We start from the raw sequence: 15,796 nt of genomic DNA, 5'->3' as shown, positions 1-15,796 counted from the left end.
GTGGGGTTCCGTGCGGTCCTGCTCGACTACCGGGGCACGCTGGTGCCCGCGCCCACGTACCGCGGCCTGGTGCGGGGCGCGCTGATCCGGCTCGGCCGGGCGGCCGGGCCCGCCGATGTCGAGGCGGTGCTCGGCCTGCTGCGCGCGGGCGACACCACGCTCACCCTGGCGCCGGACGTCGACGCCGATGCCGGTCGGCACCGCGCGGCCTACGAGCACTGGTTCCGGACCGCCGGGGTCGACGACGAGCTGGCCGCAGCGCTGTACGCCGTCGAGTCGGACGTCGTCGCAGCGCCGTTCGCGGTCGACGCCGCGGACGTACTGGCGGCTCTGTCAGCCGCGGGCGTCGCGATCGGGGTGGTGAGCGACATCCACGTCGACCTGCGCCCGGCGTTCGCGGCGCAGCCGGCGCCGGGCGGCGGGTCGCTCGCCGACCTGGTCGGGGCGTGGGCGCTGTCCTACGAGGTGGGGGCGGCAAAGCCGGACCCACGGATCTTCGGGGCTGCGCTCGACGGGCTGGGCGTCGACGCCGCAGACGCCCTCATGGTCGGCGACCGCGGTGCGTGGGACGGCGCGGCCGCCGAGCTCGGCACGACCGCCTTGGTGCTGCCCCCGCTGACGTCGGCCGACCAGCGGCGGCTGCACGTGGTGCTCGACCTCGTGCTGCCGCGCTGAGGAGTCGCTGGCCCGCCGCCACCGGGCGGCGGGCGCTGCTGCGTCGTCGCCCCGGTCCCGGCTCAGCCCACGCCGAGCACGAACGGCAGCACCGCCGCCGCCCCCGCCTGCCGGAGCAGCCGGGCCGCGACCGTGAGCGTCCAGCCCGAGTCCGTGCGGTCGTCCACGAGCAGCACCGCGCGCCCCGGCAGCCCGGCCGCGGCGGCGGGCGGGAGGTCGAGCTCCAGCCGGCGCGCCACGGCCGCGAGCCGGTGCGCGGAGTTCACGTCGTGCCGGGTCGGCGGGCTGTCCGGCCGGGGCGCGACGGCGCCGACGAGCGGGACCCCGAGGTGCCGCGCCACGCCCGCCGCCAGGTGCTCGACGAGCGTCGGCCGGGTCGTCGACCGGATCAGCACGACGCCCTCCGGGCGGTGCTCGGGGTGCCAGGCGTCCAGCGTCGCGAGGACCGGGTCCCGCAGCGCCACGGGCAGCCCGGCGGACGGGTCGGCGTCGCCGCCGAACAGGTCGCGGAGCAGGCCTCCCCACCCGACCGAGTCGAGCCGGGCGACGGCGCGACCGGGCTCCGCGTTCTCCTCCGCCGGGATGCGCCCGCGCAGGTCGAGGCCGAGCGTCGCCATGCCGGTCGGCCACTGCCGCCGCGGGTCGACCGCCACGCCCGCCGTCGTCAGCAGCGCCTGGGCGCCGGCGACGTGCTCGGCGTCCGGCGCGACTCCCACCGCGGTGCCGGTGCACCGGTCGCACCGTCCGCACCGCCAGGCCTCGCCGGCCGGGCCCGCGAGCTCGGGGTCGTCCAGCGCCCGGCGCAGGTGCGCCATCCGGCAGCCCTCGGTGGTCACGTAGTCGACCATGAGCTGCTGCTCCGCCTTGCGGGTCGCGGTGACCCGGTCGTACCGCTCGGCGTCGTAGGACCACGGCTCGCCGGTGCCCTCCCAGCCGCCGCGCACCCGGCGGACCGCGCCGTCGACGTCGAGCACCTTGAGCATCTGCTCCAGCCGGGACCGGCGCAGGGACACGTGCGTCTCCAGCGCGGCGGTCGACAGCGTGCCGCCCTCGCGCAGCGCCCGGAGCGCGGCGCGCACGTCGTCCTCCGGCGGGAACGCGGTCGAGGCGAACCACTCCCAGATGGCGCGGTCCTCGCGGCCGGGCAGCAGGACCGCGGTCGCGCGGCCGCCGACGGCCTCCGCGGCGCGCCCCGCGCGGCCGACCTGCTGGTAGTAGGCGATGGGGGAGGACGGCGCGCCGACGTGCACGACGAAGCCCAGGTCGGGCTTGTCGAAGCCCATGCCGAGCGCGGACGTCGCGACCAGCGCCTTGACCCGGTTGGCGAGCAGGTCGGCCTCGGCCACCTCGCGCTCGGCCGGGTCGGTCTGGCCGGTGTACGTGCGGACGTCGAGGCCGGCGGCGCGCAGGTGCTCGGTGACCTGCTGCGCGGCGGCGATCGTCAGGCAGTACACGATGCCCGAGCCCTCGAACGCCGCGAGGTTCTGCGCCAGCCACGCGAGCTGCGCCGCGGTGTCGGGCAGGCGCACCACGGACAGGTCCAGGCTGGACCGGTCGAGCGGGCCGCGCAGCACCAGGACGTCGTCCCGCACCGCGGTGCCCAGCTGCTCGGCGACGTCGGCGGTCACCCGGGCGTTCGCGGTCGCCGTCGTCGCGAGCACGGGGATGCCGTCGGGCAGCTCGCCCAGCAGGGTGCGGATCCGTCGGTAGTCGGGGCGGAAGTCGTGGCCCCAGTCCGAGATGCAGTGCGCCTCGTCGATCACGACCAGGCCCGCGTCGGCCGCGAGCCGCGGCAGCACCTCGTCCCGGAACTGCGGGTGGGTCAGCCGCTCGGGGGAGACGAGCAGCACGTCGACCTCGCCCGCGGCGATCTGCGCGTGCACCTCGTCCCACTCGGTGACGTTGGCGGAGTTCAGCGTCGCGGCCTTGACGCCCGCGCGCTGCGCGGAGGCCACCTGGTTGCGCATGAGCGCGAGCAGCGGGGACACCAGCACCGTGGGCCCCGCCCCGCGCGCCCGCAGCAAGGCGGTCGCGACGAAGTACACGGCCGACTTGCCCCACCCGGTGCGCTGCACGACGAGCGCCCGCCGGTGGTCGCTCACCAGCGCGTCGATCGCCCGCCACTGGTCGTCCCGCAGCCGCGCGTCCTCCCGGCCGACGAGCCGGCGCAGCACGGCCTCCGCCTCCTCGCGCAGGGCGGCGCGCTCGGCCGCGTCGGGTCCGGTCGGGGCGTTCTGGTCCACGGAAGTCATCGCCCCCGACCCTAGCCACCGCCGCCGACACCCCGCCGCCTCGCGGGCGCCGCCTGTGGACGACCGGCGTCCCGCGGCCGGAGCGCGGATACGATCGCCCGGTGACCGCACCCGACACCGCCCCCCAGGCCGCGCGGCCCGTGCTGCCGGTGCGCCCCGAGCTGGCCGGCGAGGTGCCCTACGGCGCCCCGCAGCTCGACGTGCCGGTGCTGCTCAACGTCAACGAGAACCCGTACCCGCCGTCACCGGGGGTCGTCGCGGACATCGCCGCCGCCGTCGCCGAGGCCGCGCACGGGCTGAACCGGTACCCCGACCGCGAGTTCCTCGGCCTGCGCGGCGACCTGGCCGACTACCTCGCCGTCGAGTCGGGGGTCCGCGTCGCGCCGGAGCAGGTGTGGGCGGCCAACGGGTCGAACGAGGTCATGCTGCACCTGCTGCAGGCGTTCGGCGGCCCCGGTCGCACGGCGCTGTCGTTCGCGCCGACGTACTCCATGTACCCGGAGTACGCGCGCGACACGCACACCCGGTGGGTCGCCGGCCGGCGCACCGAGCAGTTCGACGTCGACCCGGTGGAGGCCCGCGCGCTCATCGCCCGCGAGACGCCGTCCGTCGTGCTGCTCACCAGCCCGAACAACCCGACCGGCACCGCGCTGGAGCTCGACACGGTGCGCGCGGTGCTCGCGGCCGCGGCCGAGGTGCCGGGCGGCTGCGTGGTCGTCGTAGACGAGGCGTACGGGGAGTTCCGCCGGGAGGGCGTCGAGTCGGCGCTCACCCTGCTCGCGGACCACCCGCACCTGGCGGTCAGCCGCACCATGTCGAAGGCGTTCGGCCTGGCCGGTGCCCGCGTCGGCTACCTGGCCGCGTCGCGGGAGCTGGTGGACGCGCTGCGCGTGGTCCGGCTGCCGTACCACCTGTCCGCGGTGACCCAGGCGACCGCCCGCGCGGCGCTGCGGCACGCGCCGGAGCTCATGGCCCAGGTCGGCTCGCTGCGTGCCGAGCGGGACCAGCTCGTGCTCGACCTGCGCGACCGCGGGCTGCGCGTCGCCGAGTCCGACGCGAACTTCGTGCTGTTCCAGGTCGGCGAGGACCGGCACGAGGTCTGGCAGGGTCTGCTGGACCGGGGCGTGCTGATCCGCGAGGTCGGCCCGGAAGGATGGCTGCGGGTGTCGGTCGGCACCCCGGAGGAGACCGCGGCGTTCACCGCCGCGCTGTGGGAGGTGCTGGGGATTTGAGCACGACGGACGGCGGGCGCACCGCCCGGGTCGAGCGCACGACGAGCGAGTCCAGCGTCGTCGTCGAGGTCGACCTGGACGGCACGGGGCGCACGGAGATCAGCACCACGGTGCCGTTCTACGACCACATGCTCACCGCGCTGGGCAAGCACTCGCTCATCGACCTGACCGTCCGGGCGACCGGCGACACGCACATCGACGCGCACCACACCGTCGAGGACGTCGCGATCTGCCTGGGCGAGGCGCTGCGCGCCGCGCTGGGCGACAAGCGGGGGATCGCGCGGTTCGGCGACGCCACCGTGCCGCTGGACGAGGCGCTGGCGCAGGCCGTGGTCGACGTGTCCGGCCGCCCGTACCTCGTGCACTCGGGCGAGCCCGAGGGCCAGGAGTACCACCTGATCGGCGGGCACTTCACCGGCTCGCTGACCCGGCACGTCCTGGAGTCGATCGCGCACCACGCCGCATTCGGCATGCACGTCCGCGTGCTCGCCGGCCGCGACCCGCACCACATCGTCGAGGCGCAGTTCAAGGCGCTCGCGCGTGCGCTCCGGTTCGCGGTCGCGCTGGACCCGCGCGTCGACGGCATCCCGAGCACGAAGGGCGCCCTGTGACCGCGGGGACGCCGGACGGGCCCGGGCGCCCGGAGGACGACGACCTCGGCTTCGAGATCCCCGACGACCTGTCGGGGCTGGATGGCCTGGACCCGGCGCCCGCGGAGCCGGCGCGGCCCGCCGCGCAGGCCGACGACGCTCCGTCCGTCGAGGTCCCCGACGACCTCGCGGGGCTGGAGGCCGCGGCCGCCGAGCCCGACGAGCCGGTCGTCGCGATCGTCGTCACCCAGGTCGCGGGCGCGAAGCCGCTCGCCGCCGCCTGCTCGCTCGCGGGGGTCGACGTCGACGCCGTGCCCTCGCCGGTCGGGGCGCTCGCGGTCCTGCGGCACACCGCGGACGCCGCCGGGACCGCCGAGGCCGCGGCCGCGATCTCCCGGATGCTGCGCACCTCGCCGGTGATCCTGCTGGACCGCCGCGCGGGTCGCATCGCCGCCAGCCGCTGGTCGGCGGGGGAGAAGGAGGACGACCTCGCGGCCGGCCTCGTGCTCTCCGGCGCGCCCGACCTGCTCGACGACCTCCTCGTCGGCGGGAAGCCGGTGGGCGAGGTCGCGGGCGTGGAGACGAGCGTGGGCATGTCGCGGTGGGCCGCGATGCGCGCGCTGTCCGCCGGTGGGCGGCGCCGCAAGGACTGACGCCGACGTCACGTCCCGCGCACCGGACGCGGGACGGCCGGTCCGGCGCGCGCCCGGTAGCCTGGGAGGCGTGCCCAGCCAGCCTCGTGTCGTCGTCCTGGACTACGGATTCGGGAACGTCCGCTCGGCCGTGCGCGCCCTCGAGCGGGTCGGCGCCCAGGTCGAGCTGACGTCCGACGCGCAGCACGCCGGGGAGGCCGACGGGCTCGTCGTCCCGGGCGTCGGCGCGTTCGCGGCCGTGATGGCGGGGCTGCGCGGGGTGCGCGGCGAGCAGATCGTCGACCGGCGGCTCGCCGGCGGCCGCCCCGTGCTCGGGATCTGCGTCGGCATGCAGGTCATGTTCGACCGCGGCGACGAGCACGGCGTCGAGACCGAGGGCCTCGGCGAGTGGCCCGGCACCGTCGACCGGCTCGAGGCCGAGGTCGTCCCGCACATGGGCTGGTCGACGGTCGACGCACCCGAGGGCACCCGGCTGTTCGCCGGCATCGAGGACGAGCGGTTCTACTTCGTGCACTCGTACGCCGCCCGCAGCTTCCCGCTGTCCGAGCAGGTCGACACCGACCGGCTGACCCCGCCGCTGGTGACGTGGTCCGAGCACGGCGGCCGGTTCGTCGCCGCGGTCGAGAACGGCCCGCTCGCCGCCACCCAGTTCCACCCGGAGAAGTCCGGGGACGCCGGCGCCCAGCTGCTCGAGAACTGGGTCGGCTCGCTCGACTGACCGGCCGCGCCGCCACCGGCGCGCCACCCGCACCACCGCACGCCCCCGAACGAGGAGACCCATGTCCGACCGTCTGCAGCTCCTGCCCGCCGTCGACGTCGCCGACGGCCAGGCCGTCCGCCTCGTCCAGGGCGAGGCCGGCTCGGAGACCTCCTACGGCGACCCGCTCGCCGCCGCGCTCGACTGGCAGGCCGGCGGCGCGGAGTGGATCCACCTCGTCGACCTGGACGCCGCTTTCGGCCGGGGGTCGAACGCCGCGCTGCTCGCCGACGTCGCGCAGGTGCTGTCGGGCAAGGGCGTGAAGGTCGAGCTGTCGGGCGGCATCCGCGACGACGCCTCGCTGGAGCGCGCGCTCGCCACCGGCGCCGCACGGGTCAACCTCGGCACCGCCGCGCTGGAGGACCCGGACTGGACCGCCGACGCCATCGCGCGGCACGGGGACGCCATCGCGGTCGGCCTGGACGTGCGCGGCACCACGCTCGCCGCCCGCGGCTGGACCCGCGAGGGCGGCGACCTCTGGGAGGTGCTGGCCCGCCTCGACGCGGTCGGCTGCTCCCGGTACGTCGTCACCGACGTGACCAAGGACGGCACGCTGCGCGGCCCCAACGTCGACCTGCTCCGCGAGGTCTGCGCGCGCACCGACGCGCCGGTCGTCGCGTCCGGCGGCATCTCGTCGCTCGACGACCTGCGGGTGCTGCGCGAGCTGGTCCCGGTGGGCGTCGAGGGCGCCATCGTCGGCAAGGCCCTGTACGCGGGCGCGTTCACGCTGCCCGAGGCCCTGGACGTCGCCGGCCGCCCGTGACCGGGCGCGAGCTGCCGCCGACCTCGGCGTTCGCCGGGGACGACGGCAGCGCCGACCCCGCGGTCGCGGCGGCGCTGACCGCGCTGGGCGAGGGCAGCGGGTCGCTCGCCGCCGTCGTCGAGGCCCTGGCGGGCACCCGGGTGCTGGTGCCGGTGCTGGCCGAGCTCGAGGCGGCCGAGACCGTCGAGGTCGGCGGGCACGCGCACACCGTCGACAAGGAGGCGTCCGCCGGCATCGTCGCGCTGCAGGCCCCCGACGGCCGGACGGCGCTGCCGGTGTTCTCGTCCGTCGCGACGATGGCGGCCTGGCGGCGCGAGGCGCGGCCGGTGCCGACCGACGTGGTCCGCGCGGCGTTGTCGGTGGTGAGCGAGGGCTGGGAGCTCGTGGTGCTCGACCCGGGCGGCCCGGTCACGGCGCTGCTGCCGCGGCCGGCCGTGTGGGCGCTGGCGCAGCAGCAGCCGTGGCGGCCCGCGGTGCTGGCGGGCGACGGCGCCGAGGCCGCGGGCGGCGGGGTCGGCGGGCCGGTCGGCGCGGCCGCCGGGGGAGCGGGCGACGTCGGCACCCGCGTCGTCGACCCCGAGGTCCGCGCGGCGGTGCGCGCCGCCGTGCTGGGTGCGGTGCCGTCGGGCCCCGCGTCCGGCCCGGGCGGGGAGCGTGGCTCCGCGTCCGACGCGTCCGCCGCGCCGGGCGGTTCGGCCGGGCGGTCGTGGTTCCGGCGCCGCCGTCCCGAGCCGGGCGGGGCCCCGACACCTGCTCCCGCCGCGAACCCCGTGGTCGACGTGGACGCGGTCCCGGGCGCCCGGGCCGAGGTGGCCGTCGTGCTCACGCTCGTCCCGGGCCTCGACCGCCCGACCCTGGACGGCGTGCTGCGCCGCGTCGGCGAGGCCCTGGCCGCGGACGAGACGGTCACCCAGCGCGTCGACTCCCTCGAGGTCCGCCTCCGCTGACCTCTCCGCGCGCCTCGCCTGCCGAGGGGGTAGCCGACGCGTCGAGCGGGTAGTCGGCGGGTACTCGCTCGACGCGTCGGTTGCTCGCTCGCGGGCGGCCGTCACCCCGCGGTCAGTGCCAGAGGCGTCGGCGACGGCGGAGGGACCACGCCAGCGCGACCGTCGCGACCGCGCCCACGACCTGGCCGCCCAGGATGATCCGGTTCAGGTCGAGCGCCGGCTGCCACTGGGCGCCCTCGTCCGAGATCACGAACACCCCGAGCGGCTTGACCCGCGTGGCGTAGCCGCCCGCGTCCGCCGCACCGACGCCGCGGCCGCCGGGCCGGCCGGAGCCGAACGGCCACAGGGGCCCGCGCAGGAACGGCAACCGGCCGCCGTGGCCGGGGCCGCCGTGCCCGCCCCCGCGGCCCGCCCACGCGACGGGTCCACCGGGTCCGCTTGCGCCGCCGCCGGCGCTCCCGACCGCCCCGGCCGGTGCGCCCGGGCCGGACTGCGTCCACGGCCCGTCCTCGGGGACCGGTGCCTCGGCGTGCGCGCCGCGCCCGGTGCCCTCCGTGGCGTCCGTCCCGGTCCCGCCGGCCGCGCCGCCGGTCCCGCCGCCCGCGGACCCGGGTCCGCCGTCGCCGCCGTGCGAGCGGGGACCGTCCGGCTGCTCGGCACCCCCGCCGTCCGCCGGTGCGTCGCCGCCCTCGCCCGGTCCCGGCGTCCCGGCGCCGGGGCCGCCCGGCCCGCCGTGACCGCCGCGGATCCCGACCCGGGCGTCCGCGTGCGCGCCCGCGACGCCGTGCCAGCCCATCACCTTCGCCACCGGCACGACGAGGGTGCTGCCGTGCTCGTACGGCTCCCCGAACACGCGCCGCACGGAGATGATGTCGCTCGCCGCCCGGGTGAGGCCGGGCAGGTCGGGGTGGGTCTCGTCGGTCATCGTCGTCCTCCTCGGTGGGTGTCCGTGCGCCCACCGTGGCACGGCCGGTCGCACGCCCACCAGGGGCCGCGCCGGGTCAGCCCGAGGTGCAGGAGGCGCTGGCGGTGAACGCCGCCTCGTCGTCCAGGAGCTGGCGCAGCGTGCTGACCGGGACCACGAAGCTCTGCCCGGTCGAGTTCTTCGCGTACACGACGCCGACCACGCGCCCCACGGCGTCGAGCACCGCGGAGCCGGAGCTGCCGGGCTCGACCTCGGCGTTCGTGACGAGCACCTGCCCGAGGTTCTCGTTGAGCGGGTCGGTGGTCGCGCCGATGACCTGCCCGCTCGTCACGGTGAGCTGGCCGCCCTGCGGGTAGCCGACGACCGTGACCTCGTCGCCCGGGTTCGGGTCGGCGTCGGCCAGGCCGGGCGCGGAGGGCAGCGGGTCGGCGGTGCGGACGACCGCGAGGTCCGCCAGCGCCGCGGTCGAGGACGCGGTCACCGCGACGTCCCGGCCGTCGTAGGTGCTGAGCTGGAGGTCGGCGGAGTCGGCGACCACGTGCCGGTTCGTGATGAGGGTCGTCTCGTCGATCGCGAAGCCCGAGCCGGTCGACAGCGAGTTGCACCCGACGTTCCGGATCCGCACCGCCATCCGCTGCGCGGCGTCGAAGCCGTCGGGGGACAGGTTGCCGGACGACGACGGCGTGGGCACCGGGGCGCTGGACGGCACCAGGTCGGTCGGCACCGGGCCGGGCATCGGCGGCAGCACCCCGCAGCCGGCGAGCAGGAGGACGGCCGCGGCACCGAGGGCGGCGCGGCGGGCGGTCGGGCGGATCACCCGGTCGCCCCGGCGGCGAGCTGGCGCTGGAGCTCGGTGTTGGCGACGGTCGCCGCGTTGCACACGCCCTGGACGTCGCTCTTGAACCGCTGCAGGTCCGCCGGGTCGTACGCGGCCGCGTCCTCGAGGTAGGTGATGAGCTGGTTCTGCGCGTCGATGCAGGTCGACAGCGCGGACGCGACGTTCGCGGCGGCCTGCGAGATGCGCTCCTGGTAGTCGACGAGCTGGCGCTGCACCTCGCGGTCGTCGCCGACCTGGGCCTTCTCGTCGGCGAGCTGGGTGATCCGGCTCTGCGCGGTCGACAGCTGCTCGTTCACGGCGGCGAGCTCCGCGAGTGTCCCGTCGTGCTGGGTGCGCAGCGTGGCGAGCTCGGTGCCGATGGTCCGGCCCTGCGCCTCGATCCCGGCGGCGTACTCCTCGTACCGGACGGTCCGCACCCAGAGGTAGGACGCCAGCGCGGTGACGAGGACCAGCAGCACCGACAGGACCACGACCGCCCACGGCCGGCGCCGACGCCGGGGTGCCGGCGGCGCGGCCAGGTGGCTGTGCTCCGGGTGCCGGCCTGCTGGGCGGTCGTCGGGGTGCGTCGCGGGGTGCTCGACCGGCGTCGCGTCGTCGGGGCGGGTGGCGGTGTCCGGCCACGACGAGGGCCCGGCCGGCCGCGGCGGGCCGAGCGGGTCGTGCGGCCCGGTGGCAGACGTCACGTCACCACCTTACGGGGAGTCAGCGCGGCCCGGATCCGCCGTGGGACGGAGGGGGGTGGTGGACGTCACGCCGCCCCGCGCGCCCGGACGGCCGAATCCTGTCGTCCGACAGGCGCGCGGCGGGCGACAATCCTGGGCGTGTCCCTCGCCCCCTACGGCCGCCTCCTGCGGCTGCCCGGTGTCCTGCCCCTGGTCCTCGTCTCGTTCGTCGCGCGCATCCCGCACGCGATGACCGGCGTGGTGCTCACGCTGCACGTCGTCGGCCCCCTCGGCCTCGGCTACGCGCGGGCCGGGCTGGTAGCCGCCGCGATGACCGTGGGCGTGGCGATCGGGTCGCCGTGGCGCGGCCGCCGGGTCGACCGGCTGGGCCTGCGCCGGGCGCTGCTGCCGTCGGTGGTCGTGGAGTCGGCGGTGTGGCTGGTCGCCCCGCGGCTGGGCTACGAGGCGCTGCTCGTCGCCGCCGTGGTCGCGGGCGTGTTCCTGGTGCCGGTGTTCTCCGTCGTGCGCCAGTCGCTGGCGGTGCTGGTCCCGGCCGAGCAGCAGCGCACCGCCTACGCCCTCGACTCCGTGGGCACCGAGATGACCTTCATGCTCGCGCCGACGCTCGGCGTGCTCGTGGCGACCCAGGTGTCGACGACCGCGGCGCTCACCCTCGTCGGGGTCGCGACGGTCGCGGCGGGCCTGCTGCTTATGTGGTTCAACCCGCCGACCCGGTCGCCCGAGGGCGCGGCGCCCGACGCGGTCGCGGACGGGGGTCGCCAGCCGCGGCTGCTGACGCCCGGCCTGCTCGTGGTCCTGGCCGCGGCCTCCGCCGCCGCGCTCATCCTCAACGGGACGGACGTCGGCATCGTCGCCGCGCTCGAGGGCTGGGAGCGGGAGACCGCCGTCGGCTGGATGATCGCGCTGTGGTGCGTCGGCTCCGTCGTCGGCGGCCTGGTCTACGGCGCGCAGAAGCGGGAGCTGCACCCGCTCGCGCTCGTCGCGCTGCTCGGCGCCGCCACCGTGCCCGCCGCGTTCGCGCAGACGCAGTGGCAGCTCGCGCTCGCCGTCGTCGTCGCGGGCCTGCCGTGCGCGGCGAGCCTGTCGGCCATCAACGCGTCGCTGGTCCGGATGGTCCCCGAGCACCGGCGCGGCGAGATCATGGGCTGGAGCGGCACCGCGAACACCGTCGGCGCGGCCCTGGGCGCCCCGGTCGTCGGCGCGGTCATCGACTCGACGGGTCCGGGCGGCGGGTTCGCGGCCGCGGGCGGTGTGGGGCTGCTGCTGTCGGTGCTCGGGCTGGCCGTGCTGACGGTCGTGCGCCGGCGGAACGCGGGTCGGCGGGCAGCCGTCGCGGCCGGGCTCGGCGGAGCGCCCGCGGGGGTCGTCCCGGCGCCGTCGCCCGAGCCGGGGTCGTCGACCGGCCAGGAGGCGCGGACCGGCCGGGAGTCGCCGACCGGGCCCACGGCGTCGTCTCCCGCGGATTGGGTCGTCCCGACGCCGGCGCCCGCGGGCGCCGACGACGTGCCGGTGCGCCCGTCGCCGGTCGACCCGTCCCCGGAGCCGACGCCGCGCTGACCCGCCACGGACGACGACGCCGAGTCTCCGTCGCGTGCCTGTCCCGCGACGGCGGTCGACAGGCGCGGACCGCCAGGCTCTGCGGGTCAGCCGCGCGAGGGCGTCAGGACACGTAGCCCGTGAACTTCTCGCCCGGGCCCTCGCCCGGGGCGTCCGGGAACGGGCTGGCCTCGCGGAACGCCAGCTGCAGCGACCGGAGCCCGTCGCGCAGCGAGCGGGCGTGCTGGTTGCCGATGTCCGGCGCCGAGGCCGTCACCAGCGCGGCGAGTGCGGTGATCAGCTTCCGGGCCTCGTCGAGGTCCAGGTAGTCGCGGCCGGCGTGCTCGTCGGTGTCGGGGGACAGGCCGCACTTGACGGCGGCGGCGCTCATCAGGTGCACGGCGGCGGTGGTGATGACCTCGACCGCCGCCACGTCGGCGATGTCGCGGGTGGCGGTCGTGGGGTCCGGGGTCTCGCTCATGCCGCCGATCCTCTCATCGTCCGGGTCGCCCGCCGGGACGACGACGGGCGCGGCCGGAGCGAGTGCCGGCCGCGCCCGTCGTGGGTGCTGCGGGGCGGCCGGCTGGGGGACCGGCCGCCCCGCGGGGGGTCAGGCGACGGGCGTGCTCGCGGTGGCGGGCTCGCCGTTCTCGACCGGGGCCGCGCCCTGGAGGGCGGCGGCCAGCGCGGCGCCGAGGCCGGCGTCGACGTTCGTCCAGTACTGGATCGCGCGGGCGCGGATGACGTCGCTCTTCACCGCGCCGACGTGGCCGGTGATCGTCTCCAGGAACCGGGCGCGCGCGGCGTCGTCGAACACTTCGCGGTACAGCGTGCCCGCCTGGCCCCAGTCGTCGTCCTCGGGGTGCATGGTCGCGGCGCTGCGCACGAGCTCGCCGTCCGCCTCCCAGCCGGCCGACTCCGCGGCGCGGGCCGGGTCGGCCGCCGGGCCGCCGACCGAGTTGGGCGCGTAGACCGGGACCTCGGGCGCGTTGAAGTGGTACCGGGCCGCGCCGTCCTTGGAGTACGAGTGCACCTCGGACTTCGGGGCGTTCACCGGGAGCTGCGCGTGGTTGGTGCCGACGCGGTACCGGTGGGCGTCCGCGTAGGAGAAGATCCGCGCGAGCAGCATCTTGTCCGGGCTGGTCGCGATGCCCGGCACGAAGTTGCTCGGCGCGAACGTCGCCTGCTCGATCTGCGCGAAGTAGTTCTCCGGGTTGCGGTTGAGCTCCATCACGCCGACCTCGATCAGCGGGTAGTCGGCGTGCGGCCAGACCTTCGTGAGGTCGAACGGGTTGAACCGGTAGGCCTTGGCGTCCTCGTACGGCATGACCTGCACCGACAGGGTCCAGCGCGGGAACTCGCCGTCGGCGATGTGCTCGAACAGGTCGCGGATGTGGTGGTCGGCGTCCGAACCGGCGAGCTGCGCGGCCTCGTCGGCGGTCAGGTTGTCGATGCCCTGCTGGGACTTGAAGTGGTACTTGACCCAGAACCGCTCGCCGGCCGCGTTGATCCACTGGTAGGTGTGCGAGCCGAAGCCGTCCATCGTCCGCCACGAGCGCGGCAGGCCGCGGTCGCCCATCAGCCAGGTGACCTGGTGCGCCGACTCCGGGGACAGCGACCAGAAGTCCCACTGCATGTCGTTGTCGCGCAGGTTCGAGCCGGGCAGGCGCTTCTGCGAGCGGATGAAGTCGGGGAACTTGATCCCGTCGCGCAGGAAGAACACCGGGGTGTTGTTGCCGACGAGGTCGTAGTTGCCCTCGGACGTGTAGAACTTCAGCGCGAAGCCGCGGGGGTCGCGCCAGGTGTCGGGGGAGCCGTGCTCGCCGGCGACGGAGGAGAACCGCGCCAGCATCTCGGTCTCGACGCCCGGCTGGAACAGCGCCGCGCGGGTGTACCGGCTGACGTCGCCCGTGGTGGTGAACGTGCCGAAGGCACCGCCGCCCTTGGCGTGCACCACGCGCTCCGGGACCCGCTCGCGGTTGAACTGCGCCAGCTTCTCGACCAGGTAGTGGTCGTGCAGGACGATCGGGCCGTCGGCGCCGACGGACTGCGAGTGCGCATCGGACGCCACGGGGGCGCCGGAGTTGGTGGTGGTCGGGTTGACCTGGGTCACGGGGGTGTCCTTCCGGGTCGTCGGCAGGCCGGTCGAGGGCGTGCCGGGGACCGGTCGGGCAGGGTCGCCCGACCGGGAGTCGTGGGGTGGTCGGTGGTGCGGGGGGGTCGGGCCGGGGCGGCGGCTCGCCCCGGGGCTGCGGTCAGTCGGTCGTGCGGCTGCGGCAGTCGGGGCACAGGCCCCAGAAGGTGACCTCGGCCGTCTCGACGGTGAAGCCGGACGTCGAGCTCGGCACGAGGCAGGGCGCCTCGCCGATGACGCAGTCGACGTCGTCGACCGCGCCGCAGGAGCGGCACACCACGTGGTGGTGGTTGTCGCCCACCCGGCGCTCGTACCGGGCCGGGTGCCCGGCCGGCTCGATGCGCCGCAGGATGCCCACGTCGGTCAGTGCGTGCAGGACGTCGTAGACCGCCTGCACGGAGACCGTCGGGAGCGCCTCCCGGGCACGCCGGAGCACGGCCTCCGCGTCCGCGTGCGGCAGGTCGGCGACGGCACCGAGCACGGCGAGCCGGGGAGCCGTCACACGCAGGCCGCGGGCGCGGAGCAGCTCCGCGGGGTCGGTCGCGTGGTCGGTGGTGCGGCCCGCGTCGTGCGGGTGGCCGGCGGTCGACGCGGCGCCGGGCGCGGCGGGTGCGTGCTGGTCGACGGGCATGGCGCCACCCTGACACGTTTTCTGGAACTGTTCAAGCAGGGATCTGACGGCGTGTCACGTCGGGGTGGGTCGCCGGGGTGACGCGGGGAACAGGCAGGGGTCGCCGGGTGTTCTGGTAGAGTCATTCACGACTGGCCTGGGTCGACGTGTGTCACCGCTTCACCGCGGGGGCGTCCGGCGGCCCGGGTGCACAAGTGGAGGCCACTCCCACCTGAGTCCCGACCGCCCGGTCCGCCGGCAGCAGGGTCCAGGTTCCCGGTCCAGGTCACGACCCCTCGCGGGGACGTGGCCAGACGGCGCACCGTCCCGACGGGTGCCGTGGATCGTGTCGGCCCTCCACCTGTGCCCAGGTGCGAGGGCCTTCCTCGTTCCTGGAGGTCACCCACTTCGACTTCGAGGAGCACCACATCAGCGAGCCCCGCATCAACGATCGGATCCGCGTCGCCGAGGTCCGCCTGGTCGGCCCGAACGGCGAGCAGGTCGGCATCGTCCGCGTGGAGGACGCGCTGCGCCTGGCCCAGGACGCCGACCTCGACCTCGTGGAGGTCGCGCCGGACGCCCGCCCGCCCGTCTGCAAGATCATGGACTACGGCAAGTTCAAGTACGAAGCAGACATGAAGGCCCGCGAGGCCCGGCGGAACCAGAGCAACACGGTTCTCAAGGAGATCCGCTTCCGGCTCAAGATCGACCCGCACGACTACGGCACCAAGAAGGGCCACGTCGAGCGGTTCCTGTCGGCCGGCGACAAGGTCAAGGTCATGATCATGTTCCGCGGTCGCGAGCAGTCGCGCCCGGAGATGGGTGTGCGCCTGCTGCAGCGCCTCGCTGCGGACGTCGAGGAGCTCGGCTTCATCGAGAGCATGCCGAAGCAGGACGGCCGCAACATGATCATGGTGCTCGGCCCGACCAAGAAGAAGGCCGAGCAGAAGAACGAGCAGCGGAAGGCCCGCGCCCAGCGCGAGCCGCGCCCCGAGGCTGCGGAGGTCGAGGAGACGGAGACGGACGCTCCCGTGGAGACGGCCGCGCCGGCCGCCGCCGCGCCCGCTTCCGCCCCGGCTCCGGCTGCCGCCCCGGCTCCGGCCGCTGCCCCGGCTCCGGCCGCCGAGCCCGCTCCGGCGGCTGCTCCGGCTCCCGCCGCCGCTCCGGCCGCCGCGCCGCGTCCGCAGACCGCGCCGAAGCC

General features: G+C 76.3%; 16 protein-coding genes. 9 read left to right on the top strand and 7 right to left on the bottom strand.

What is annotated here, in order from left to right; translation table 11 throughout:
• Window positions 1-675: an HAD family hydrolase gene (locus J5O08_RS16725; RefSeq protein ID WP_218708014.1), complete on the top strand. Its 675-nt coding sequence runs from the start codon at window positions 1-3 to the stop codon at window positions 673-675.
• A gap of 62 nt (window positions 676-737) precedes the next feature.
• Here J5O08_RS16725 and J5O08_RS16720 read toward each other — a convergent pair whose 3' ends face one another.
• Window positions 738-2,927 carry a RecQ family ATP-dependent DNA helicase gene (locus J5O08_RS16720; protein ID WP_218708013.1) on the bottom strand — a complete coding sequence of 730 codons (2,190 nt, stop codon included), beginning with the start codon at window positions 2,925-2,927 and terminating at the stop codon, window positions 738-740.
• A 101-nt stretch (window positions 2,928-3,028) separates the two neighbouring features.
• On the opposite strand from J5O08_RS16720, the gene J5O08_RS16715 reads away from it, so the two are divergent.
• The 6 genes from J5O08_RS16715 (at window position 3,029) to J5O08_RS16690 (ending at window position 7,869) form a co-directional block, all read left to right on the top strand.
• Window positions 3,029-4,159, top strand: a complete 1,131-nt coding sequence (locus tag J5O08_RS16715; protein WP_218708012.1) for a histidinol-phosphate transaminase — start codon at window positions 3,029-3,031, stop codon at window positions 4,157-4,159.
• Window positions 4,156-4,770, top strand: coding sequence for an imidazoleglycerol-phosphate dehydratase HisB (hisB, locus tag J5O08_RS16710; protein WP_147793768.1), 615 nt, complete (start codon window positions 4,156-4,158; stop codon window positions 4,768-4,770). The genes J5O08_RS16715 and hisB overlap by 4 nt, the downstream gene beginning before the upstream one ends.
• Complete coding sequence (locus J5O08_RS16705; RefSeq protein ID WP_308281681.1) at window positions 4,767-5,402, top strand: hypothetical protein; 636 nt, start codon at window positions 4,767-4,769, stop codon at window positions 5,400-5,402. Before hisB ends, J5O08_RS16705 begins: the two co-directional genes overlap by 4 nt.
• Window positions 5,403-5,472: 70 nt before the next feature.
• Entirely contained in the window at window positions 5,473-6,120 is a 648-nt protein-coding gene (hisH, locus tag J5O08_RS16700) for an imidazole glycerol phosphate synthase subunit HisH (RefSeq protein ID WP_147793767.1), read from the top strand.
• 61 nt (window positions 6,121-6,181) lie between these two features.
• Window positions 6,182-6,922, top strand: coding sequence for a bifunctional 1-(5-phosphoribosyl)-5-((5-phosphoribosylamino)methylideneamino)imidazole-4-carboxamide isomerase/phosphoribosylanthranilate isomerase PriA (gene priA / locus J5O08_RS16695; RefSeq protein WP_147793766.1), 741 nt, complete (start codon window positions 6,182-6,184; stop codon window positions 6,920-6,922).
• On the top strand, window positions 6,919-7,869 hold the full coding sequence (locus J5O08_RS16690) for an SseB family protein (protein WP_308281680.1): 951 nt from the start codon (window positions 6,919-6,921) through the stop codon (window positions 7,867-7,869). Before priA ends, J5O08_RS16690 begins: the two co-directional genes overlap by 4 nt.
• A 112-nt stretch (window positions 7,870-7,981) precedes the next feature.
• Here J5O08_RS16690 and J5O08_RS16685 read toward each other — a convergent pair whose 3' ends face one another.
• The 3 genes from J5O08_RS16685 to J5O08_RS16675 all read right to left on the bottom strand — a co-directional run bounded on the left by J5O08_RS16685 (window position 7,982) and on the right by J5O08_RS16675 (window position 10,315).
• On the bottom strand, window positions 7,982-8,794 hold the full coding sequence (locus tag J5O08_RS16685; protein WP_218708035.1) for a hypothetical protein: 813 nt from the start codon (window positions 8,792-8,794) through the stop codon (window positions 7,982-7,984).
• A 76-nt stretch (window positions 8,795-8,870) separates the two neighbouring features.
• A complete protein-coding gene (locus J5O08_RS16680; protein ID WP_308281683.1) occupies window positions 8,871-9,608 on the bottom strand; it encodes a serine protease in 738 nt (245 codons plus the stop codon).
• Window positions 9,608-10,315 (bottom strand): hypothetical protein, encoded by a 708-nt coding sequence (locus tag J5O08_RS16675; RefSeq protein WP_255590094.1) that lies wholly within the window; start codon window positions 10,313-10,315, stop codon window positions 9,608-9,610. The genes J5O08_RS16680 and J5O08_RS16675 overlap by 1 nt, the downstream gene beginning before the upstream one ends.
• Before the next feature lie 138 nt (window positions 10,316-10,453).
• Between J5O08_RS16675 and J5O08_RS16670 the strand changes: the two genes are divergently transcribed.
• On the top strand, window positions 10,454-11,872 hold the full coding sequence (locus J5O08_RS16670) for an MFS transporter (protein ID WP_308281679.1): 1,419 nt from the start codon (window positions 10,454-10,456) through the stop codon (window positions 11,870-11,872).
• A 103-nt stretch (window positions 11,873-11,975) separates the two neighbouring features.
• On the opposite strand, the gene J5O08_RS16665 is transcribed toward J5O08_RS16670, so the two are convergent.
• From J5O08_RS16665 to J5O08_RS16655, 3 genes are all read right to left on the bottom strand, one after another.
• Window positions 11,976-12,332, bottom strand: coding sequence for a DUF1844 domain-containing protein (locus J5O08_RS16665; RefSeq protein ID WP_147793764.1), 357 nt, complete (start codon window positions 12,330-12,332; stop codon window positions 11,976-11,978).
• 129 nt (window positions 12,333-12,461) lie between these two features.
• On the bottom strand, window positions 12,462-13,964 hold the full coding sequence (locus J5O08_RS16660; protein WP_218708011.1) for a catalase: 1,503 nt from the start codon (window positions 13,962-13,964) through the stop codon (window positions 12,462-12,464).
• Between the two features lie 142 nt (window positions 13,965-14,106).
• The gene (locus J5O08_RS16655; RefSeq protein WP_218708010.1) at window positions 14,107-14,616 is read right to left on the bottom strand and encodes a Fur family transcriptional regulator; all 510 of its coding nucleotides are present in this window, start codon (window positions 14,614-14,616) and stop codon (window positions 14,107-14,109) included.
• A gap of 350 nt (window positions 14,617-14,966) precedes the next feature.
• Between J5O08_RS16655 and infC the strand changes: the two genes are divergently transcribed.
• A partial coding sequence (gene infC / locus J5O08_RS16650) for a translation initiation factor IF-3 (RefSeq protein ID WP_308281678.1) occupies window positions 14,967-15,796 on the top strand: 830 nt, incomplete at its 3' end.

The organism is Cellulomonas sp. PS-H5, from assembly GCF_019265565.1.
GTDB lineage: Bacteria > Actinomycetota > Actinomycetes > Actinomycetales > Cellulomonadaceae > Cellulomonas.
The sequence above is the reverse complement of the archived record's forward strand: the minus strand, read 5'-3'. Positions and strand labels throughout refer to the sequence as shown.